The sequence below is a fragment of the Enterococcus sp. AZ141 genome (genome assembly GCF_051714385.1).
GTDB classification, from domain to species: Bacteria; Bacillota; Bacilli; order Lactobacillales; family Enterococcaceae; genus Enterococcus_D; species Enterococcus_D entomosocium.
In genome coordinates, this window is sequence record NZ_JBIORT010000001.1 from 2,690,649 (window position 1) to 2,711,157 (window position 20,509).

The window sequence follows — 20,509 nt, forward strand, 5'->3', positions numbered from 1 at the left end:
CATGAGTAAAGAAATGTTGAATGCATTGGATGCATTAGAAGCAGAGAAAGGCATTTCAAAAGAGATTGTCATCGATGCCTTGGAAGCGGCATTGGTTTCAGCGTACAAACGTCATTACGGGCAAGCACAAAATGTGGAAGTAGAATTTGATCAGAAAAAAGGCAATATCCACGTCTATGCAGTCAAAGAAGTGACAGAAGAAGTCATGGACTCGCAACTAGAGGTTTCATTAAAAGAAGCGATGACAATCAACCCCGCTTATGAAATCGGCGACAAAATCCGCTTTGAAGTAACGCCTAAAGATTTTGGTCGTATTGCGGCGCAAACGGCAAAACAAGTCATTTTGCAACGGGTCCGTGAAGCGGAAAGAAACATTATCTATAACGAATTTAGTGCGTACGAAAAAGACATTTTGCAAGGAATCGTTGAACGCCAAGACAATCGTTATATCTATGTAAACTTAGGCAAAATTGAAGCCGTGCTTTCAAAACAAGACCAAATGCCAAATGAGTTTTATCAACCCCATGATCGGATCAAAGTATTCGTTTCTCGTGTTGAAAATACTTCAAAAGGACCTCAAGTATTCGTTAGCCGCAGCCATCCAGATTTGCTGCGCCGATTATTTGAACAAGAAGTGCCAGAAGTATATGATGGTACTGTAGAGATCGTAAGTATTGCTCGTGAAGCAGGGGATCGTGCCAAAGTTGCTGTTCGTTCCTTTGATGCCAACGTCGATCCAGTCGGCACTTGTGTTGGCCCTAAAGGTCAACGGGTTCAAGCGATCGTCAATGAACTAAAAGGCGAAAACATGGACATCGTGGAATGGAATGAAGATCCAGCGATCTTCATCGCCAATGCGTTGAATCCAGCAGAAGTCAGCGACGTTATTTTTGATGTTGATAATCCGAAGGCTTGTACTGTTGTCGTGCCTGATTACCAACTATCATTAGCGATCGGTAAACGCGGACAAAATGCTCGCCTAGCAGCCAAATTGACTGGCTTCAAAATCGATATCAAATCAGAAACAGACATGGAAGAATTTTATGCGAAGCTGGATGAAGGCGACTATATCGATGAGTATGATGCCAATGCTTCAGAAGCTGCTGAAGAAATCAGTACAGAAGCAACAGAATCTGCAGAAACAGTTGATGAAGCGATCCTTCCATCAGACATGACTGCGGATGATTATGAAAATGTTGAGTTTGACGAAAAATAGTTGAGGTGAGATCGTGATGAAAAAACGAAAAATTCCTTTACGAAAATCAGTGATTTCAGGCGAAATGCTACCTAAGAAAGAAATGCTTCGTATCACTCGTTCAAAAGAAGGCGTTGTTTCCATCGATCCGACAGGAAAAATGCCAGGTCGGGGAGCTTATATAGCGATCGAACCGGCTGAAGCCCAGAAAGCATGGGATAAGCGTATCTTGGATCGAGTGCTGGAAACGAAATTGACAGATGAATTTTACCAAGAACTATTGGACTATGTAACGCACCAAAAAGCGCGAAAAGAGTTATTTGCAAATGAATAAAACCAAAGCATTAAATATGTTAGGACTAGCCATGCGTGCTGGGAAATTAGTAACTGGTGAAGAAATGACTTTAAAAGAGATTCGCAATGAGAAAGCTGCTTTAGTCATTATCGCCAGTGATGCTGGTAAAAATACACAAAAGAAAATTAAGGACAAAAGTTCTTATTACGAAATTCCGCTCCTAGATGCATTTTCTGCTGATGAAATCAGTGCGGCCATTGGGAAACCAAGAATGGTCATTGGCATCTTAGATCAAGGATTTGCAAGGAAGGTGCAGGAATTAATATTAGGTTAGGAAGGTGATTGCATGGGAAAAAAAAGAATTTATGAACTTGCAAAAGAATGGAATAAGTCGAGCAAAGAGGTTGTTGAAAAAGCACAATCTTTAGGCTTTGATGTCAAAAATCATATGGGCGCGATCTCAGATGGAGAGGCGCAAAAATTGCAGCAGTCATTAGGCGGCAATCCAAATGGTAAAACATCTGCAAACTCAAATCCCGCAAATCAGAAACCAGCCAACCAGCCGGAAAAACAAGAACAAAAGAAATTTAAAACGCAAAGAAATAATCCTAACTTCCAAAACCGTCATAACAATCAAAGTCAACAGCGAACTACGCAAAGCAATAACCGTCCTGCTGGTCAAGGACAAGTAGATCGCACGAACAGTCAAGGAAGTAACAGACCAAATAACCAAGGAAGTCATAATCGAGTGAATAACCAAGAGAATCGTAACAATCAAGGGCAACAAAACCGCCCAACAAACCAAGGACAACAAAACCGTCCGAATAATCAAGGGCAACAAAATCGCCCAACAAACCAAGGACAACAAAATCGTCCGAACAATCAAGGGCAACAAAATCGTCCGAACAATCAAGGACAGCAAAACCGTCCAAACAACCAAGGACAACAAAATCGTCCGAACAATCAAGGACAGCAAAACCGTCCGAATAATCAAGGGCAACAGAATCGCCCAACAAACCAAGGACAACAAAACCGTCCGAATAATCAAGGGCAACAAAATCGCCCAACAAACCAAGGACAGCAAAACCGTCCAAATAACCAAGGGCAACAAAACCGTCCGGCCGCTCAATCTGCAGGAAATACGCAAGGGGCAGACCGTAACAATAACCGTCCGCAAGGATCGAATGATTCTCGTGGAGGAAATCAAAACCGCGGCAAGTCAAACTACGGTGGACGCAACAATAATTTCAACAATAACAATCGCAACAAATTCAATAAAAAAGGCAAAAAAGGCCGTCAGCAGACGGAAAAGAAACCGCCAGTTCCAGCACGTAAATTCCGTGAGCTACCAGAAGTATTGGAATATTCAGAAGGCATGAACGTAGCGGATATCGCGAAAAAAATCTACCGTGAACCAGCAGAGATCATCAAGAAACTCTTTATGATGGGGGTTATGGTCAATCAAAACCAACCTTTAGATAAAGATACGATTGAACTGCTTGCTACCGATTACGGAATCGAACCACAAGAAAAAGTTCAAGTGGATATCGCAGACATCGATAAATTCTTCGAAGCAGAAGAACAAATTGAAGATAATTTAGTATCACGACCACCTGTTGTGACGATCATGGGTCACGTTGACCACGGGAAAACAACATTGCTTGATACTTTACGTCATTCACGCGTAACAAGTGGTGAAGCTGGGGGAATTACGCAGCATATTGGCGCTTACCAAATCGACATCAATGGCAAACCAATTACTTTCTTAGATACTCCTGGACACGCGGCCTTCACTAGTATGCGTGCACGGGGAGCAAGTATCACCGATATCACGATTCTTGTTGTCGCAGCTGATGATGGAGTGATGCCACAAACAGTGGAAGCGATCAACCATGCGAAAGCAGCAAAAGTGCCGATCATCGTTGCAGTAAACAAAATCGATAAACCAGGTGCTAACCCACAACATGTGATGCAAGAATTAAGTGAACATGAGTTGATCCCAGAAGCTTGGGGTGGCGATACGATCTTCGTTGAAATCTCAGCGAAATTTGGGCAAAACATTGAAGAATTGCTTGAAATGATCCTCTTAGTAGCAGAAGTCGAAGATTTGAAAGCTGATCCTACCCAACGGGCGATCGGTACAGTCATTGAAGCGCGCCTTGATAAAGGAAAAGGTCCTGTAGCAACACTATTGGTTCAACAAGGGACTCTTCATGTAGGTGATCCAATTGTTGTAGGGAATACTTTCGGTCGTGTTCGCGTAATGACGAATGATTTAGGTCGTCGTGATAAAGCAGCTGGACCTGCTACACCAGTCGAAATCACAGGATTGAATGATGTGCCTCAAGCAGGTGATCGTTTCGTTACTTTTGAAGACGAGAAAACAGCTCGAGCAGCGGGTGAAGAACGTGCAAAACGTGCTTTGATGGAGCAACGCGCATCAAGCAGTCGTGTGACATTGGATAACTTGTTTGAAAGTCTAAAAGAAGGCGAACTGAAAGAAGTAAATGTCATCATCAAAGCAGACGTACAAGGTTCAGCTGAAGCATTAGCTGCTTCATTGAAGAAAATCGATGTTGAAGGTGTGCGAGTGAACATCGTCCATTCAGCCGTTGGTGCAATCAATGAAAGTGATGTAACGCTAGCAGCAGCAAGTAATGCCATCATCATCGGATTCAACGTCCGTCCAACACCGCAAGCCAAACAGCAAGCGGAAGCGGAAAAAGTCGATATTCGTTTGCATCGCATCATCTACAAAGCGATCGAAGAAATCGAAACTGCGATGAAAGGGATGCTTGATCCTGAATTCGAAGAAAAAATCACTGGTCAAATGATCGTTCGTGAAACATACAAAGTATCTAAAGTGGGCACGATCGCAGGTTGCTACGTAACGGAAGGCAGTATTCGCCGTGACAGTGGCGTCCGCGTGATCCGTGACGGCATCGTTATCTATGAAGGCAAACTTGCCAGCTTGAAACGCTTCAAAGATGATGTCAAAGAAGTGAAGCTAGGGTTTGAATGTGGCGCGATGATCGAGAAATTCAACGATCTTAAAGTTGATGACGTGATCGAAGGCTATGTCATGGAAGAAGTACCGACAAAATAACGGAATGACAACTATACAAGGAGGCTTTTTGAATGGCTAACTATCGAGATCGCCGAGTGGCACAAGAAATCTTAAAAGAAGTCAATCAAATTCTTCGTAAAAAAGTTCGTGATCCTCGCGTGCAAGATGTGACGATCACAGATGTACGAGTAACTGGAGATTTACAGCAAGCAACGATCTTTTACAGCACCCTAACGGACTTAGCTTCAGATAAGCAAAAAGCCCAAGCAGGACTGGAAAAAGCAACTGGCTTGGTTCGTCGTGAATTAGGTCAAGCGTTAACGCTCTATAAAGTTCCAGAAATCCAATTCGAATTGGATGAATCAGTACAATACGGGAATAAAATTGATGAAATGATTCGCGCATTGCACTCAGAAGAATAAAAAAAAGAGCAGCTTCCAATCGAAGCTGTTCTTTTTTATTTGAAAAGAGCATCAGGTATTCATCAGTAAAGTTACCAGTCCAGCAACACCTGTCCCCAAGAGCCAGCCTCCGATCACATCTGTTAAAAAATGGATCCCTAAGTAGACTCTGCTAAAGCCGATCATAAAGCTTAACAAAACTGCCAGCAGAGTCATCGGAAGGACTGCTGAGGGAACCAATTGTCCAAGATTCAAGGCGATCGTTCCGTACATGGCAGCGGATGTGGCAGCATGGGCACTAGGAAAGCTGTGATCTTTTTCTTCAACTAAACGATGATCGATCGGACGATCTCGTCGGACGATCCGTTTGATCAGGTAAGCAGCTGCTGATACTATGAAGATACTGACTGCTGTTTTTGGTGCAAGATCCGCCCGCGATGATGGAAAGACAAACAATAGTAAAGCGATCGCAACTGTCGGAAAGGCTTTTCCTAAATTGGTAAAAAAGTGCATCATGCGCGTCAAAGAAGGCGTACGGCTTTGGATGATCTGCAAAGCAAACGCTTCTTCCCAACGCTGCATCGTGCCGAGCTGAATCATGATCAAAAAGATGGCAAATCCAATAAATGACCCTATCGTTAAAACAACCATTTTAGGACCTCCTTATATGCTTAGTTTATCATGTAATGAGAAGGAGCGAAAAGGATTTTGTCGTGCAATGAATTTTTTTTATATGTTATAATAAGCAAGTTGAAGTGAAATGGAGGAATACGATGGACGGGATTTTACCATTATGGAAAGAGCGTGGACAAACAAGTCACGACTGCGTGTTTAAATTACGAAAAATATTAAAGACAAAAAAAATCGGACACAGCGGCACACTAGATCCTGACGTGGATGGTGTCTTGCCCATTTGTATCGGAAAAGGAACGAAGATCGTCGAATACTTGGTTGATTCTGGAAAAGTCTACACCGGGGAAATCACCTTGGGCTTCAGTACCACTACAGAAGATCGGTCGGGGGATATCGTTGAACAACAAGCACTAACTCGTCCGTTTACGAAGACAGAAATCGATCAGGCAATGAAACAGTTGACGGGGACGATTACCCAGATCCCGCCGATGTATTCGGCGGTCAAAGTCAATGGCAAACGACTTTACGAATATGCTCGCAACAATGAAACTGTCGAGCGACCACGGCGCAAAGCAGAAATTTATTCCTTCAAACGAATTTCAGAGCCGGTTTTTCATGAGGACAATACGCAAAGCTGGCGTTTTGAAGTTTCTTGTGGAAAAGGGACTTATGTTCGCACGTTAGCGGTCGACACAGGAAAATTGCTGGGTGTACCCGCGCATATGTCTGATTTGACTCGCTTAAAAAGCGGTGGTTTTTCTAAAGAACAATCTTACACGATTGCAGAGGTGCAAAAGGCAGTCGATGAACAACGTGTTTCGGAACTACTGCTACCGGTGGAATATGGGGTATCGGAGTTTGTTCAAGTGACGATCGATGCGGACCTCTGGCAGAAAGTAAAAAATGGCATGCGCTTGCCTTTCAGCGTGTTTGGATTACAAGAGCGCCCAGAGGAATTAGTGGCGATTTTTTATCGAGAACAATTGATCAGTATCTATAAAGCTCATGACAAATACCAAGATATGATGAAACCGGTAAAAGTCATCCGTACAGAAATAGGAGAATGAACATGGAAATCATTGAAATGAGACACCCTTATGATCACGAAACGATTCCTGATGAGGAGATCGTCTTAGTGTTAGGCTTTTTCGATGGCGTACATCTAGGTCATCAGAAAGTCATTGAAACAGGACGAAAGATCGCAGAAGAAAAAGGGTTAAAATTGGCATTAATGACCTTTAATCAACATCCCTCGATCGTTTTTCAAAAAGTCGATCCTGAAAAAATGCAATACCTGACCAGCTTGGCTCAAAAGGAAGCGCATATGGAAAAGCTTGGAGTAGATATTCTTTATATCATTGAGTTTACTTCTGCTTTTGCAAATCTGGCACCACAGGTGTTTGTGGATGAATACATGATCGGTCTGCATGCAAAAGTTGTTGTTGCTGGATTCGACTATACCTACGGCAAGAAAGAGATAGCCAACATGGCGCTGTTACCAACATATGCAGAAAATCGTTTTGAAGTTGTGACTGTCGCGCAAGAATCGTTTGATGAAGAAAAGGTTAGCTCCACACGCATTCGCTCTGCCCTACAAAATGGCGATATGGCACAAGTCAATCGCTTGTTAGGGTATATTTATGAATTTGAAGGAACCGTCGTTCACGGTGATGCTAGAGGACGAGAACTTGGGTTTCCAACCGCGAATATCAAAGTAAAGAGCACCGTTCGGTTGCCAAAAGAAGGCGTCTATGTGACGGAAATCAAAGTCGGTGACAAGTGGTATCCATCGATGGGATCGATTGGTCACAATGATACGTTTGGTCAGGGGCGCCAGTTAACAGTTGAAATCTATATTCTCGATTTTCACCAAGATATCTATGGTGAAACCGTGGCGATCCGCTGGCATCATTTCTTACGTGATCAAGTCGCTTTCAATGGCGCACAAGCGTTGATCGAACAATTAAAGCAAGATGAACGAGACACTGAAACTTATTTTGATGGGCTTTCAGAAGAAAACTAAGCATTCGTAGTGAAAAGAAGCGTTTCTGGCTTCTTTTCACTTTTTCTTTTTCTTTCTTTTTATAACGTAGTTTATTTGAATTCTAATGCTTTCCCCATGAGGAAAAAACGTTTTTTCGATATACTAAAAAATAGGCAAAAATGATAATTTATGCAGAATGCTGCAAAGGGAAAGGGAGAGAAAAAGTGACAATTGGAAAAAAAGCGAAAAAGGGGAAAGAAAAGAAAGATTTAACTAAAATGAAAACGCCTCATACGTATGTCATCATCTTTGGGGTCGTATTGTTGGCGTGGTTGCTGACTTTCTTAGTTCCCGCTGGAAAATTCAGTACACAAGAAATCGAGTATACCGATGCAAATGGGGAAATAAGTACCAGAACGGTCTTGATGCAAGATTCGTTTCGTTATGCCTACCCGTTAGATAACGAATACGTCTATCAACAGTTGAATCAATTGGAAGACGATCCACAAGAGTTGGAAGAATTAGATGTCGATCCTGAGGCTTTAGCAGCTGTTCTAGCTGAAGGGCCTAAAGAGTTGTCCCAGAGTCAATTAGATGAGGTGGGACTGACCGATGACACGCTTTACAGTCTTTACGGCGAAAAAATTTATGATACTTCTGAAAAACTGCACAAAACAGCCAAGGTTTGGGGAACTGATGACTTTAACGGTTTCGGCTTCTTAAATTTTGTTTTTGAAGGATTGGTTTCTGGTGATAAATACGGCTCAGCAGTTGGGATCGCAGCACTGATCCTAGTGGTCGGTGGTGCGTTTGGTATTATCATGCAAACCGGAGCGATTGATGCGGGGATCTTTGCATTTATCAGCAAAACTCGTGGATTAGAACGCTTGGCATTGCCGCTGTTGTTCTTTGCTTTTTCATTTGGGGGCGCTACCTTTGGGATGGCAGAAGAAGTCATTCCGTTTTCGATGGTCATGGTGCCTTTCGTGATCGCATTGGGGTATGATTCGATCGTGGCGGTCACCGTCACCTATGTCGCCTCCCAGATTGGAAATGCCACCTCGTGGATGAGTCCGTTTAGTGTGGCAGTAGCTCAAGGGATCGCAGGTATTCCCGTTCTTTCAGGCGCAACGTTCCGAATCATCATGTGGGTCGTGGTTACCGCACTATCCGCAGGGTACCTCATGATCTATGCCGAAAGAATTCGCAAGAATCCTGAGAAATCGCTAACGTATCAATCGGATGCGTATTTTAGAAATCATCTTGAAAAAACCTCCAGTGAGCAAAAACCATTTTTATTAGGTCATAAATTGATCTTGGTTGAAATGCTGGCGGTTTTGATCTGGATCGTATGGGGTGTGACGCAGAAAGGCTACTATATTCCCGAGATTGCTTCTCAATTCTTTGTTATGGGCTTAGGGGCAGGAATCATAGCGGTTCTTTTCAAATTAGAAAATATGGGCTTGAATGATGTGGCGAGTGCCTTTCAATCTGGTGCCTCAGAATTGGCAGGAACTGCAATCGTTGTAGGGATGGCCAAAGGGATTCTTCTGGTTCTCGGCGGTTCTGATGCCAATGTGCCGTCAGCGTTGAATACGATTTTGCACAGCATCGGCGGATTGTTAAGCAATGTTCCAGCTTTTATTGGTGCCTGGTTCATGTACATTTTCCAAAGCTTCTTCAATTTGATCGTGACTTCAAATTCAGGTCAAGCTGCATTAACCATGCCGATCATGGCGCCATTAGCCGATCTTTTAGGTGTCTCTAGACAGATCGCTGTCTTGGCTTATCAATTAGGCTCGGGCTTTATGGATGCCTTCACTCCAGTATCGGCAAGTCTGATCGGTGTCTTAGGTGTCGCAAGAATCGAATGGGTGAAATGGGCGAAATTCCAGATCAAAATGCAAGGTTTCTTATTTGTATTAGGAACGATTTTTATCTTTATTGCGGTCGCAATCGGCTTGCAATAAGAAGTAATCAGCCACAAGGAGGAAGCACTTATGAAGGTGATACGACAAGCAGAGGTTTACGCTCCTGACTATTTAGGAAAAAAAGATATTTTATTAAATGAAGACAAGATCATTGCTATTCAAGATTCGATTGAAGGAGGATTCTCAGGTGTTCCTCTTGAAGAAATCGATGGCACAGGGTTACTCGCTGTGCCCGGCTTTATTGACTGCCACTTTCATATCTTAGGAGGTGGCGGGGAAGGCGGCTTTCAAAACCGGACACCAGAAGTGAAATTGAGTCAATTGACCTCTGCAGGAGTAACGACAGTGGTTGGCTGTTTAGGTACTGACGGAGTAGGCAGAGATATGACTGCCTTGATCAGTAAGGCGCGTGGACTAGAGGCGGAAGGCATCACGACTTATCTTTATGACGGTTCGTATCGATTGCCTTTGGCGCCCGTCACGGATTCCATCATCCAAGATTTTTTGACTATCGATAAAATTATTGGTATCGGTGAAATTGCCGTTTCTGACCATCGTTCTTCACAACCAAGTTTCGAAGAATTTACCCGCGCGGTTGCGGATGCTCGTGTTGGTGGGATGCTTTCTGGAAAAGCAGGTATCGTAAACGTCCACTTAGGTGGAGGAAAGAAAAAATATGAGCTGCTTTTACGAACCATCGAAGAGACAGAGATTCCAATCAGCCAATTTTTACCGACACATGCCAATCGGACCAGCGAGCTTTTCGAAGCAAGTATTGCTTTTGCAAAAATGGGTGGAACGATTGATTTTACGGCGAGTGAAGATCCTGATTTCTGGGAAAAAGAAGACGATGAGGTTCGCTTCAGTAAAGGATTGAAACGTTTGTTAGCAGAAGGGATCGGCCTGGATCAATTTACCATGACCTCTGATGGGCAAGGCAGCCTCCCGTACTTTGATGAAAACAATCAATTCATAGGTCTGGGTGTCGGCAGTTCGCGAGCGCTGATGGTAGGCATTAAAGAAGCAGTCCAAAAAGAGCAGATTCCATTGGAGATCGCCATTCGAGCAATCACTTCCAATCCAGCGAAAGTATTGAAGCTTGATCAAAAGGGACGTCTTGCAGCAGGGATGGATGCTGATATTTGCTTGCTGAACAAAGACTCATTAGCAGTAGAAACGGTTCTAGCAAAAGGCAGAACAATGGTAGAAGAACAAGAAGTAAAAGTGTGGGGTACCTTTGAACAACTAACATAAGAAGAATTCAGTTTTAACAGACTAAGAAACGGTTGTTTTTCTAAACAGAGTTGTAGAAGAAAATAAGCAGCCCGATCCATGACCAGCATTTACTGGACTTGATCGGACTGCTTTTTTCAATTAAACGCAAGTATTCTTAAGCTTGCAACTCATCCAATTTCTTCATGTCTTCTTCAGAAATTTCAAAGTCAACTTTGGCATTGTCAGCAATGTATTCTTCATGAACGGATTTTGGCAATGGCAGAATGTCTTTTTGTAGCAAGTAACGAATTGAAAGTTGTGGAATAGATTTTCCATAGGCTTCAGCAATCGTCTTCACTGCATCGTTATCGAGTAAACGACCAGTAGCGATTGGTGAATAGCCTTCCACTAAAATTTCGTGCGCTTTGCAAAATGTCAATAGTTCTTCATTTGTGCGGCCAATATGGTAAATAAACTGGTTGACCATCGGTTTCACATCGCAATGATCAAAAATATTTTGCAAATCTTTTTGATCGAAGTTGGAAACACCAATCGATTTTACTTTTCCACTTAAGTAGGCTTCTTCTAATGCTTTCCAAACATCGATGTTTTCAAGATAAAAATCTTTGTTTTCTGGATTGTTTCCCATGATTTTCCAAGGACGAGGGGCATGGATCAAAATCAAATCGATATACCCTAAGTCAAGTTTTTTTAGAGAAGCATCAATGCTATCAACCGCTTCTTGGTAGGTCTTTAACTCAGCAGGTACTTTCGTGGTAACAAAAATTTCATCGCGGGCAACGCCTGAATCGCGCACAGCTTTCCCAACCGCTTCTTCGTTTTTGTAAGCTGCCGCTGTATCGACATGTCGATAACCATTTTGAATGGCAAATTTTGTTGCGTTGTAAGCATCTTCTGGAGAAGATTGCCAGGTTCCAAGGCCAATCTTAGGAATTGCCAGTTTGTTCTGCAAGGTAAATGTTTCTTGTAATATCACGTATCTCAACCTACTTTCATCGCTTTTTTTGTTACATCTTCCATTATAAAACGTTTTCTTGTTTGAAACAAATCAGACGCTGAAACTTTTGAGGGAAATTGACTTTCAAAAGGATCTTTGATACATTATCAGCAACCTAAACACAGAAAGATGTGGAAAAAATGGATTTTGTTAAAGAAGATTTTGCCTATTATCGGCGCTCTTTTGAATTGATGTATCGCAGTTATTTCCGTAGAAGAATGATTGCCCTTGGTGTGGCGATTTTGATTATCTTAGGTTATTTACTTTTGTTACAAGAAAGTTTGCTTTTAAATATCATTTTGCTAGTTATATTGCTAGGCATAATGGCGTGGTTGGTTTCACTTTATCAGCGAGCGAGTGAGGTCGTACTTGCTTTCGAAGAAGAAAATCAGGTGCCGCAAATTCATCAACTGACAGAATTTGAGGATCATTATGCGTTCCAAATGAATGATGTAACAACGATGCGCGTGAAGAAAAACGGCAATCGCAACTTTCCTTCCAATAATAAGCAGTACACGTTGATGGCAGGCTATAAAAAAGTTTTCTTTGTGCAACAACCCTTGATGATTTTTTATTATGACCTCTTGGAGATGAAGTATGATGAAGCGTATCGTTTGAAACGAAACCGCCAAAACGGGTTCAATCGTTGGTCGCGTTATTTCAGTTTTCGCTCCTTTAAGGGATCGATTGGCAATGTCTTTCAATTCTTGCTGGGAAATATTTTCTTCTTATTTATTGCGTATCGGTTGATCCGCTATCTGATCGATATTTTGCTGCACATTTTATAACTGTTACCAAGGTGAAGATTCTCATCGTTTTCATAGACTGGTGAAAAAGATGATAGGACTTAATTTTTTTAAAAAGGTATACTTAAGTCAGATAAGACAAGCAATTGTCTTTCATGAATAAGAGTCCTGCTCTTGTTAAGTAAGCCGTCAACAACAGCTTATCTATTGTGGCGCTAACAGTTTGGGGGAAGTGTTAGTTCTTGTAACAAACAGATTTTTTTCTGGGCGGGATAAGAACAAAAGCGGTATTTTACCGTACTTAATAAGAGTAGTGCTCTTTATTTTTTCTATGAATATTTAAAGACATCACTTCTTGGAAGTGGTGTTTTTTCTTGCTTAAAAATAGTCCAAGTGATAGGAGAATTCTAAGAACTATGCTACAATGAGTGCCGGTGCTCTCAGCGGTGGGAGCAAAAAAGAAGGTAGAGGAGAATTACTTAGGAATGCCTGAAGGTCAAACAATAAACGATCCATCTACAAAAAGCGCGCAAAATATTTCTGCGTATATACATATACCTTTCTGTGAACATATCTGCTACTACTGTGACTTCAACAAAGTGTTTTTAGAAGGGCAGCCAGTGGATGAGTACATCGAAGCGTTACTAAAAGAAATTGAGCTGACCCTCTTGCGTCAGCCTCTCAATGAGACGAAAACGATTTATATCGGCGGCGGGACGCCAACGTCGCTTTCGGCGAACCAACTGGATCGATTGCTGTCAGGTGTGCATGAATTGCTGCCAACACACACAACCAAAGAGTTTACAGTGGAAGCAAATCCTGGTGATTTGAGTGAAGAAAAAATGCTGGTTTTGAAAAATCATCAAGTCAATCGCTTGTCGATGGGGGTCCAGACCTTTGATAATCGCTTGCTTAAAAAAATTGGCCGCAAGCATACCGCTGAAGATGTTTATTCAACTATTCAGCTGCTGGAAAAACATGATTTTCAGAATGTGACGATCGATTTGATTTATGCACTTCCGGGACAAAGCATAGAAAGCTTCCGTGATACACTGACGCGAGCGATTGATCTCGGGTTGCCTCACTATGCGATGTATTCTTTGATTTTAGAAAACAAAACCATGTTTATGAACTGGGTTCGCCAAGGGAGAATGGCACTGCCTTCTCAAGAAGCTGAAACGCAGATGTTTGATGAGGCGATCGCCGCGATGACAAAAGCTGGATTGAACCAATATGAAATCAGTAATTTTGCACGACCAGGGTATGAGTCCTTACATAATCTAGTGTATTGGAACAATGAACATTATTTTGGCTTTGGGGCAGGCGCCAGCGGGTATCTTGGACAGACTCGCTACAAGAACAAAGGTCCAATCCAGCATTATTTGAAACCATTACAGGAAAATCAGTTGCCAATCCACGAAATCGAAGAATTGACAACCAGCAATCAAATGGAGGAGGAACTGTTTTTAGGCCTTCGTAAAAAGGTCGGCATTTCAAAAATACAGTTTGCAGAAAAATTCGGGAAGTCTTTTCAGGAAATCTATGGTTCAACGAGCGAACAGTTGATTCAAAAAGGCTGGTTGGCTAGTCAAGGTGACCGTGTCTTTTTAACGAAAGCTGGGATGTTTATTGGCAACGAAGTGTTTGAAGCATTTCTCTTGGATGGAGAAAAATAAGAAAGAACGAGTAAGAGAAGTAGCCATTTCGTGCTGCTTCTTTTTTTGATTTCTTTTTTAGCACTCTCTTAGAAAGAGTGCTAAAAAAGTGATGCAAATACTTGACATTCCTAGCAAATATGGTATATTTATAATCGTGTTAGCACTTAATAGGAATGAGTGCTAACGGAGGAGTGGATAAAATGTTGACACCTAGACAACAAATGATTTTACACCTCATCATCCAAAATTATACGAATACTGGTCAGCCCACGGGCTCGAAGCGATTGATGGAAGATGGGGTTGAAGCTAGCTCTGCCACCATTCGTAATGAGATGAAGGCGCTGGAAGAAGCTGGACTTCTGTTAAAGACACATTCATCTTCAGGGCGTGTGCCGTCAATAAAAGGGTATCGCTATTACGTTGATCACTTATTGAAGCCATCGGAAGTTGACCAAAACGAAATTCAAACCATTCGTCATTCTTTTGGAAAAGATTTTCATGAAATCAATGAAATCATCCAGCAGTCTGCCACGATCTTGTCCAACTTGACTAGCTATACAGCGTTGTCTCTCGGGCCAGATATGAAGGAAAGGAAATTGACCGGTTTTCGAATCGTCCCATTGAATGCACGACAGATCATCGCGATCATCGTGACGGATAAAGGGAATGTCGAAAATCAAGTCTTTACTCTTCCTGAATCGATGAGCAGCGAAGATTTGGAAAAAATGGTAAGGATCATCAACGACAAATTGATCGGTGAGCCTCTAATGACGGTCTACCATCGTTTAAGAACAGAGATTCCTATGATTCTGCATAAGTATTTTCAAACGACTGACGGAATCGTTGATCTCTTTGATACGATGCTGAGCCACATTTTTGAAGAAAAAATCTTCGTCGGCGGGCGAATGAATCTTCTGGATTTTGAACCGACGCAAGATGTTAGTCAGTTCAAATCGATGTATTCATTTATGAAAAATGCAGATCAGCTGACACAGCTGCTGGCGCCAAGAGATTCTGCGATTCAAATCAGAATCGGCTCTGAGCTTGGCAATGACTTGTTACAAAATATGAGTCTGATCCAAGCTAGCTATGAAATCGAAGGTCATGGACAAGGAACGATCGCTTTATTAGGTCCATCAAGTATGCCGTATTCACGGATGTTTGGTTTGATGGAAGTTTTTCGAGGCGAGTTAGCAAAAAAATTGGCCGATTATTATCGCGCATTAGACGCTGCCAATGAATAAGCGGCAATGAAACAAATCGTAGAAGGGATGGTTGAAACGTGACGGAAAAAGAAGAGCGTTTAGATGAAGAATTAGATAAAACTGCTGAAGAAACCGCAGAAACAACTGAATCTTCAAATGAATCAACTGAAACTGAAGCACAGACTCCTCAACCAGAGGAAGAAACAGTGGAAAAAAGCGAATTGGAACTTTTGCAAGAAAAGAATAATGAATTGGAAGATCAATTCCTGCGTGCTCGTGCAGAGATCGCAAATATCACTTCACGTAACCGCAACGAGCGGGAACTTTTACAAAAATACCGCTCGCAAGATCTTGGCAAAAAACTGTTGCCAGCAATCGACAATTTGGAACGAGCGATGGCAGCAGATGTCGATCAAGACCAAGCGGCGAATTTGAAAAAAGGCGTTGAAATGGTTCTTGAAAGTCTGCGTCAAGCCTTAAAAGAAGAGGGAATCGAAGAGATTCCTGCTGAAGGTGCAATGTTCGATCCGAACTTGCATCAAGCGGTGCAGACTGTACCTGCCTCTGATGAAACACCGGCAGACACAATCGTTACTGTCTTGCAAAAAGGGTATAAATTGCATGATCGTGTCTTGCGTGCAAGCATGGTCATCGTTGCACAATAGTTCTTTCTATCTATAAGTAGATGTTTAAATTAAAAAAGGGAGTGTATTACTTATGAGTAAAATTATCGGTATCGACTTAGGAACAACAAACTCAGCTGTTGCTGTCCTTGAAGGCGGCGAAGCAAAAATCATTACGAATCCAGAAGGAAACCGTACCACACCTTCTGTTGTCTCATTCAAAAATGGTGAGATCCAAGTAGGGGAAGTTGCAAAACGCCAAGCAGTGACAAATCCTAATACGATTTCTTCTATTAAACGCCATATGGGTGAAGCTGGATACAAAGTAGAAGTTGAAGGCAAATCGTATACACCACAAGAAGTTTCCGCAATGGTTCTTCAATACATCAAAGGATTTGCTGAAGACTATTTAGGGGAAAAAGTTGAAAAAGCAGTCATCACTGTTCCTGCATACTTCAACGATGCACAACGTCAAGCAACCAAAGATGCTGGTAAAATTGCCGGTCTTGAAGTAGAACGGATCGTCAATGAACCAACTGCCGCAGCTTTAGCTTATGGGTTAGATAAAACAGATAAAGATGAAAAAATCTTGGTCTTTGACTTAGGTGGCGGTACTTTCGACGTATCGATCCTTGAATTAGGTGATGGCGTCTTTGACGTATTATCAACTGCTGGGGACAACAACCTAGGTGGGGATGACTTTGATAACAAAATCATCGATCACATGGTAGCAGAATTCAAAAAAGAAAACGGCATTGATCTTGGAAAAGATAAAATGGCTTTGCAACGTTTGAAAGATGCTGCTGAAAAAGCGAAAAAAGACTTGTCAGGTGTAACAAGTACACAAATCAGCTTACCGTTTATCACAGCTGGCGATGCTGGTCCATTGCACTTGGAAATGACCTTGACTCGTGCGAAATTTGATGAATTAACAGCAGACTTAGTAGAACGTACAAAAATTCCAGTACGTCAAGCTTTGAAAGATGCTGGGCTATCACAATCAGAAATCGACGAAGTGATCTTAGTTGGTGGTTCAACTCGTATTCCGGCAGTAGTTGATGCTGTACGTAAAGAAACCAATAAAGAACCAAACAAATCAGTAAACCCAGATGAAGTGGTAGCGATGGGGGCTGCGATCCAAGGTGGCGTGATCACTGGGGATGTGAAAGATGTTGTCTTACTAGATGTTACACCATTATCATTAGGTATCGAAACGATGGGTGCTGTCTTCACAAAACTGATCGATCGTAACACAACGATCCCTACAAGTAAATCACAAGTCTTCTCAACTGCAGCAGACAATCAACCAGCCGTTGATATCCATGTCTTGCAAGGGGAACGTCCAATGGCTGCTGATAACAAAACATTAGGAAGATTCCAATTGACGGATATTCCACCAGCACCTCGTGGCATCCCTCAAATCGAAGTAACATTTGATATCGATAAAAATGGGATCGTTAATGTTTCTGCAAAAGATTTAGGTACACAAAAAGAACAAAAAATCACGATCAAATCATCTTCAGGTTTATCAGATGAAGAAATCGAACGCATGGTAAAAGATGCTGAAGCAAACGCTGAAGCTGACAAACAACGCAAAGAAGAAGTTGATCTACGCAATGACGTCGATGCATTGTTGTTCACTGTTGATAAAACATTGAAAGAGCTTGAAGGCAAAGTGGATGCAGACGAAGTCAAAAAAGCGGAAGAAGCTCGTGATGAGTTGAAAGCTGCGGTTGAAGCAAACAACTTAGAAGAAATGAAAACGAAACGTGATGCTTTGAATGAAATCGTACAAAACTTAACCGTTAAATTATACGAACAAGCAGCACAACAACAAGCACAAGAAAATCCAGAAGCTGCACAAGGCGGCGCAGACGATGTGGTTGACGCCGACTTTGAAGAAGTAGACGGTGACGATAAATAATCGCTGTTTGTGAAAAAGCCAAAGTCACCGCTTTGGCTTTTTCTTATGAATTTGCGAAACGTATTTTTCTAGAGCGAATTATATGCTAAAATACGAGAGACGCAAGAATAGAGTGGAGGGAAGCCAATGGCAGACAAAAGAGATTATTATGAGGTCTTAGGTCTACAAAAAGGGGCTTCGGATGACGAAATCAAAAAAGCTTATCGTAAGCTTTCAAAACAATATCATCCAGACATCAATAAAGAACCTGATGCAGAAGCAAAGTTTAAAGAGATTTCTGAGGCCTATGAAATATTAAGTGATTCCCAAAAAAGAGCTGCTTATGACCAGTATGGTCATGCTGGTACCGATCCGAACTACGGAGGCGGTTATGGCGGTGGATTCGGCGGCTTTAACAGTGGCGGATTCTCCGGTGGCGGTTTTGGTGGATTTGAAGACATTTTCGAATCGTTTTTTGGTGGTGGAGGCGGCAGAGCAGCCAATCCTAATGCACCTCGACAAGGAGCAGACTTGCAATATGCGGTTGATCTTTCCTTTGAAGAAGCGATTTTCGGAGTGGAAAAAACTGTTCAATACAATCGTGAAGAAACCTGTCATACCTGCGGCGGGAACGGGGCAAAACCAGGTACTTCACCAGAAACCTGTCATAAATGTCATGGTGCAGGTACTATCAATGTTGAACGTCAAACACCGCTTGGTCGTGTAATGAGCCGTCAAACCTGTGATGTTTGTCATGGAACTGGGAAAGAAATCAAAGAACCATGTACAACCTGTCATGGTACTGGCCATGAAAAGAAAAAACATAATGTAAAAGTCAACGTGCCTGCAGGTGTCGAAGATGGACAACAAATGCGTTTATCTGGCCAAGGGGAAGCTGGAACCAATGGTGGTCCTTATGGGGACCTATACGTTGTTTTCCGTGTGGAAGAAAGTGATATTTTTGATCGTGACGGTTCAGAGATTTATTACGAGTTGCCGTTGAACTTTGTCCAAGCAGCTTTAGGAGATGAGGTCAATGTGCCAACCGTTCACGGGAATGTGAAGTTAAAAATCCCAGCTGGGACCCAAACAGGTACGAACTTCCGCTTACGCGGTAAAGGAGCACCTCGCTTACGGGGAGGCGGCAATGGCGATCAACAAGTCAAAGTGAAGCTGATCACACCTAAGAACTTAAATGAGGAACAAAAAGAAGCATTGCGGGCTTATGCAAAAGCTAGTGGTCATGAAACCACCGAACAACAACCAGAAGGGTTTTTTGATAAAATGAAAGATGCTTTTGGTGGGAAAAAGAAATAACAAGTAAATAATCCAATTCATGCCCTTATAAAACCATCAGTTTTATAAGGGCATGAGTGTTTGTATGGCTATAAATGTGCAGTATGTGCGAGAATCGAATCTTCTTGGCCATCTTTTTTTCTTTTCCTTTGAAATCGCTTGCTTAGTGTGTCACAATAAAAGTAGACCAATTGAAGGAGGAGATACAATGGAAAGAATATTTGCGAGTCCGTCACGATACGTTCAAGGAAAAGGAGTATTGAAGGATGGTTTATCTCACATTAAAGATCTAGGAAAGAAAGTGCTGCTTTTGACCGATGAAACAGTTTGGAAAATTGCCGGGGAAGATTTATTTGAAAATCTCAAAGCGGCTGATTTAGGTCCGGTAAAAGAAATTTTTGGTGGAGAAGCTTCTGCAAATGAAATCGATCGTATCGTCTCTAAAGCCAAAAGCGAATCCATTGAAGTAATTGCTGCATTAGGTGGCGGGAAAGCCATCGATACTGGGAAAGCTGTTGCGGATGAATTAAACATACCGATTGCTGTTTTGCCAACGATCGCTTCTACTGATGCACCAACTTCGGCACTTTCTGTTATTTATACAGATGAAGGTCGCTTTGAAAAATATCGTTTTTACAACAAAAACCCTGAACTTGTCTTAGTGGATACAGCCGTTATTGCGAAAGCGCCTGCCAAATTACTTGCAGCGGGTATTGCGGATGCACTAGCAACCTATGTCGAAGCACGCGCCGTTGCCCGAAGCCATAGTAAGAATATGGTGGGTGGTATTCAACCAATTGCCGGCATGGCAATCGCTGAAAAATGCGAAGAGATTCTTTTTGAGAATGCACTGAAAGCCTATCAAGCAAATAAAAAACAAGTCGTTACCGAAGCTTTTGAACAAATCGTGGAAGCCAACACTCTGTTAAGTGGTTTAGGCTTTGAAAGTGCTGGTTTGGCAGCAGCTCATGCGATCCATAATGGCTTGACAGCCCTTGAAGGAGACGTCCATGATTTGACTCATGGGGAGAAAGTTGCTTACGGGACACTTACACAGTTGATGCTGGAAAACGCGGATCCTGATGAAATTGACCAATATATTGAGTTGTATCAGGCGTTGGAATTACCAACGACATTAGCTGAAATGCATCTTTCTGATGTTAGCGATGCAGAGCTTATGAAAGTCGGTAAACAAGCAACCATCGAAGGGGAGACGATTCACAATATGCCGTTCACGGTATCCGCAGAAGATGTTGTAGCCGCGATCAAAGTCGTGGATGCCTATGTGACTGCTTATTATCCTCTTTAATGTTATTTTATAAACGTTCATTGATCGATA

At 42.2% G+C, this 20,509-nt stretch carries 18 protein-coding genes; 16 read left to right on the plus strand and 2 right to left on the minus strand.

All coding sequences use genetic code 11. From position 1 onward, the window contains the following. Position 1: 1 nt before the first annotated feature. Genes nusA through rbfA form a run of 5 tightly spaced genes read left to right on the plus strand, consistent with a single transcriptional unit; the run spans position 2 to position 4,979 of the window. Positions 2–1,216 carry a transcription termination factor NusA gene (gene nusA / locus IGI89_RS12425; RefSeq protein ID WP_008378144.1) on the plus strand — a complete coding sequence of 405 codons (1,215 nt, stop codon included), beginning with the start codon at positions 2–4 and terminating at the stop codon, positions 1,214–1,216. A gap of 16 nt (positions 1,217–1,232) precedes the next feature. Beyond that, on the plus strand, positions 1,233–1,529 hold the full coding sequence (rnpM, locus tag IGI89_RS12430) for an RNase P modulator RnpM (protein WP_005225922.1): 297 nt from the start codon (positions 1,233–1,235) through the stop codon (positions 1,527–1,529). After that, a complete protein-coding gene (locus IGI89_RS12435; RefSeq protein WP_005235626.1) occupies positions 1,522–1,824 on the plus strand; it encodes a YlxQ-related RNA-binding protein in 303 nt (100 codons plus the stop codon). Before rnpM ends, IGI89_RS12435 begins: the two co-directional genes overlap by 8 nt. Positions 1,825–1,836: 12 nt before the next feature. Further along, a complete protein-coding gene (gene infB / locus IGI89_RS12440) occupies positions 1,837–4,596 on the plus strand; it encodes a translation initiation factor IF-2 (RefSeq protein ID WP_061054241.1) in 2,760 nt (919 codons plus the stop codon). Positions 4,597–4,628: 32 nt separating this feature from the next. After that, positions 4,629–4,979, plus strand: a complete 351-nt coding sequence (gene rbfA, locus IGI89_RS12445; protein ID WP_005225925.1) for a 30S ribosome-binding factor RbfA — start codon at positions 4,629–4,631, stop codon at positions 4,977–4,979. A 51-nt stretch (positions 4,980–5,030) separates the two neighbouring features. Here rbfA and IGI89_RS12450 read toward each other — a convergent pair whose 3' ends face one another. Continuing rightward, a complete protein-coding gene (locus IGI89_RS12450) occupies positions 5,031–5,609 on the minus strand; it encodes a phosphatase PAP2 family protein (protein WP_005235629.1) in 579 nt (192 codons plus the stop codon). 122 nt (positions 5,610–5,731) lie between these two features. Between IGI89_RS12450 and truB the strand changes: the two genes are divergently transcribed. The 4 genes from truB to iadA all read left to right on the plus strand — a co-directional run bounded on the left by truB (position 5,732) and on the right by iadA (position 10,760). After that, a complete protein-coding gene (truB, locus tag IGI89_RS12455) occupies positions 5,732–6,658 on the plus strand; it encodes a tRNA pseudouridine(55) synthase TruB (RefSeq protein WP_087664078.1) in 927 nt (308 codons plus the stop codon). Between the two features lie 2 nt (positions 6,659–6,660). Beyond that, positions 6,661–7,614 carry a riboflavin biosynthesis protein RibF gene (gene ribF, locus IGI89_RS12460; RefSeq protein WP_008378129.1) on the plus strand — a complete coding sequence of 318 codons (954 nt, stop codon included), beginning with the start codon at positions 6,661–6,663 and terminating at the stop codon, positions 7,612–7,614. Positions 7,615–7,853: 239 nt separating this feature from the next. Beyond that, complete coding sequence (gene yfcC, locus IGI89_RS12465) at positions 7,854–9,545, plus strand: putative basic amino acid antiporter YfcC (protein ID WP_176273503.1); 1,692 nt, start codon at positions 7,854–7,856, stop codon at positions 9,543–9,545. A gap of 30 nt (positions 9,546–9,575) precedes the next feature. Beyond that, positions 9,576–10,760, plus strand: coding sequence for a beta-aspartyl-peptidase (gene iadA / locus IGI89_RS12470; protein WP_016620344.1), 1,185 nt, complete (start codon positions 9,576–9,578; stop codon positions 10,758–10,760). Between the two features lie 136 nt (positions 10,761–10,896). Here the strand turns inward: iadA and IGI89_RS12475 are convergent, their stop codons facing one another. Beyond that, the gene (locus tag IGI89_RS12475) at positions 10,897–11,718 is read right to left on the minus strand and encodes an aldo/keto reductase (RefSeq protein ID WP_034872694.1); all 822 of its coding nucleotides are present in this window, start codon (positions 11,716–11,718) and stop codon (positions 10,897–10,899) included. A gap of 161 nt (positions 11,719–11,879) precedes the next feature. On the opposite strand from IGI89_RS12475, the gene IGI89_RS12480 reads away from it, so the two are divergent. The 7 genes from IGI89_RS12480 to IGI89_RS12510 all read left to right on the plus strand — a co-directional run bounded on the left by IGI89_RS12480 (position 11,880) and on the right by IGI89_RS12510 (position 20,479). After that, the gene (locus tag IGI89_RS12480; protein ID WP_438735713.1) at positions 11,880–12,527 is read left to right on the plus strand and encodes a hypothetical protein; all 648 of its coding nucleotides are present in this window, start codon (positions 11,880–11,882) and stop codon (positions 12,525–12,527) included. A gap of 443 nt (positions 12,528–12,970) precedes the next feature. Next, positions 12,971–14,161 carry a radical SAM family heme chaperone HemW gene (gene hemW, locus IGI89_RS12485; RefSeq protein ID WP_087664080.1) on the plus strand — a complete coding sequence of 397 codons (1,191 nt, stop codon included), beginning with the start codon at positions 12,971–12,973 and terminating at the stop codon, positions 14,159–14,161. A 182-nt stretch (positions 14,162–14,343) separates the two neighbouring features. Beyond that, the gene (gene hrcA / locus IGI89_RS12490; RefSeq protein WP_005225934.1) at positions 14,344–15,387 is read left to right on the plus strand and encodes a heat-inducible transcriptional repressor HrcA; all 1,044 of its coding nucleotides are present in this window, start codon (positions 14,344–14,346) and stop codon (positions 15,385–15,387) included. Positions 15,388–15,425: 38 nt separating this feature from the next. After that, a complete protein-coding gene (grpE, locus tag IGI89_RS12495) occupies positions 15,426–16,013 on the plus strand; it encodes a nucleotide exchange factor GrpE (protein WP_005235647.1) in 588 nt (195 codons plus the stop codon). 52 nt (positions 16,014–16,065) lie between these two features. Next, the gene (gene dnaK / locus IGI89_RS12500; RefSeq protein ID WP_005235649.1) at positions 16,066–17,895 is read left to right on the plus strand and encodes a molecular chaperone DnaK; all 1,830 of its coding nucleotides are present in this window, start codon (positions 16,066–16,068) and stop codon (positions 17,893–17,895) included. A 126-nt stretch (positions 17,896–18,021) separates the two neighbouring features. Next, positions 18,022–19,191, plus strand: a complete 1,170-nt coding sequence (dnaJ, locus tag IGI89_RS12505; RefSeq protein WP_005235650.1) for a molecular chaperone DnaJ — start codon at positions 18,022–18,024, stop codon at positions 19,189–19,191. Between the two features lie 187 nt (positions 19,192–19,378). Then, positions 19,379–20,479, plus strand: a complete 1,101-nt coding sequence (locus IGI89_RS12510; RefSeq protein WP_438735714.1) for a glycerol dehydrogenase — start codon at positions 19,379–19,381, stop codon at positions 20,477–20,479. Positions 20,480–20,509: the final 30 nt, after the last annotated feature.

Bases quoted from the DNA above. Each gene is read 5' to 3' on its own strand.
- rnpM (WP_005225922.1), top strand. From the start codon at position 1,233: ATGAAAAAACGAAAAATTCCTTTACGAAAATCAGTGATTTCAGGCGAA.
- IGI89_RS12450 (WP_005235629.1), bottom strand. From the start codon at position 5,609: ATGGTTGTTTTAACGATAGGGTCATTTATTGGATTTGCCATCTTTTTG.
- IGI89_RS12480 (WP_438735713.1), top strand. From the start codon at position 11,880: ATGGATTTTGTTAAAGAAGATTTTGCCTATTATCGGCGCTCTTTTGAA.
- iadA (WP_016620344.1), top strand. From the start codon at position 9,576: ATGAAGGTGATACGACAAGCAGAGGTTTACGCTCCTGACTATTTAGGA.
- IGI89_RS12435 (WP_005235626.1), top strand. From the start codon at position 1,522: ATGAATAAAACCAAAGCATTAAATATGTTAGGACTAGCCATGCGTGCT.
- IGI89_RS12510 (WP_438735714.1), top strand. From the start codon at position 19,379: ATGGAAAGAATATTTGCGAGTCCGTCACGATACGTTCAAGGAAAAGGA.
- dnaJ (WP_005235650.1), top strand. From the start codon at position 18,022: ATGGCAGACAAAAGAGATTATTATGAGGTCTTAGGTCTACAAAAAGGG.
- nusA (WP_008378144.1), top strand. From the start codon at position 2: ATGAGTAAAGAAATGTTGAATGCATTGGATGCATTAGAAGCAGAGAAA.
- rbfA (WP_005225925.1), top strand. From the start codon at position 4,629: ATGGCTAACTATCGAGATCGCCGAGTGGCACAAGAAATCTTAAAAGAA.
- ribF (WP_008378129.1), top strand. From the start codon at position 6,661: ATGGAAATCATTGAAATGAGACACCCTTATGATCACGAAACGATTCCT.
- hrcA (WP_005225934.1), top strand. From the start codon at position 14,344: ATGTTGACACCTAGACAACAAATGATTTTACACCTCATCATCCAAAAT.
- infB (WP_061054241.1), top strand. From the start codon at position 1,837: ATGGGAAAAAAAAGAATTTATGAACTTGCAAAAGAATGGAATAAGTCG.
- yfcC (WP_176273503.1), top strand. From the start codon at position 7,854: ATGAAAACGCCTCATACGTATGTCATCATCTTTGGGGTCGTATTGTTG.
- dnaK (WP_005235649.1), top strand. From the start codon at position 16,066: ATGAGTAAAATTATCGGTATCGACTTAGGAACAACAAACTCAGCTGTT.
- truB (WP_087664078.1), top strand. From the start codon at position 5,732: ATGGACGGGATTTTACCATTATGGAAAGAGCGTGGACAAACAAGTCAC.
- hemW (WP_087664080.1), top strand. From the start codon at position 12,971: ATGCCTGAAGGTCAAACAATAAACGATCCATCTACAAAAAGCGCGCAA.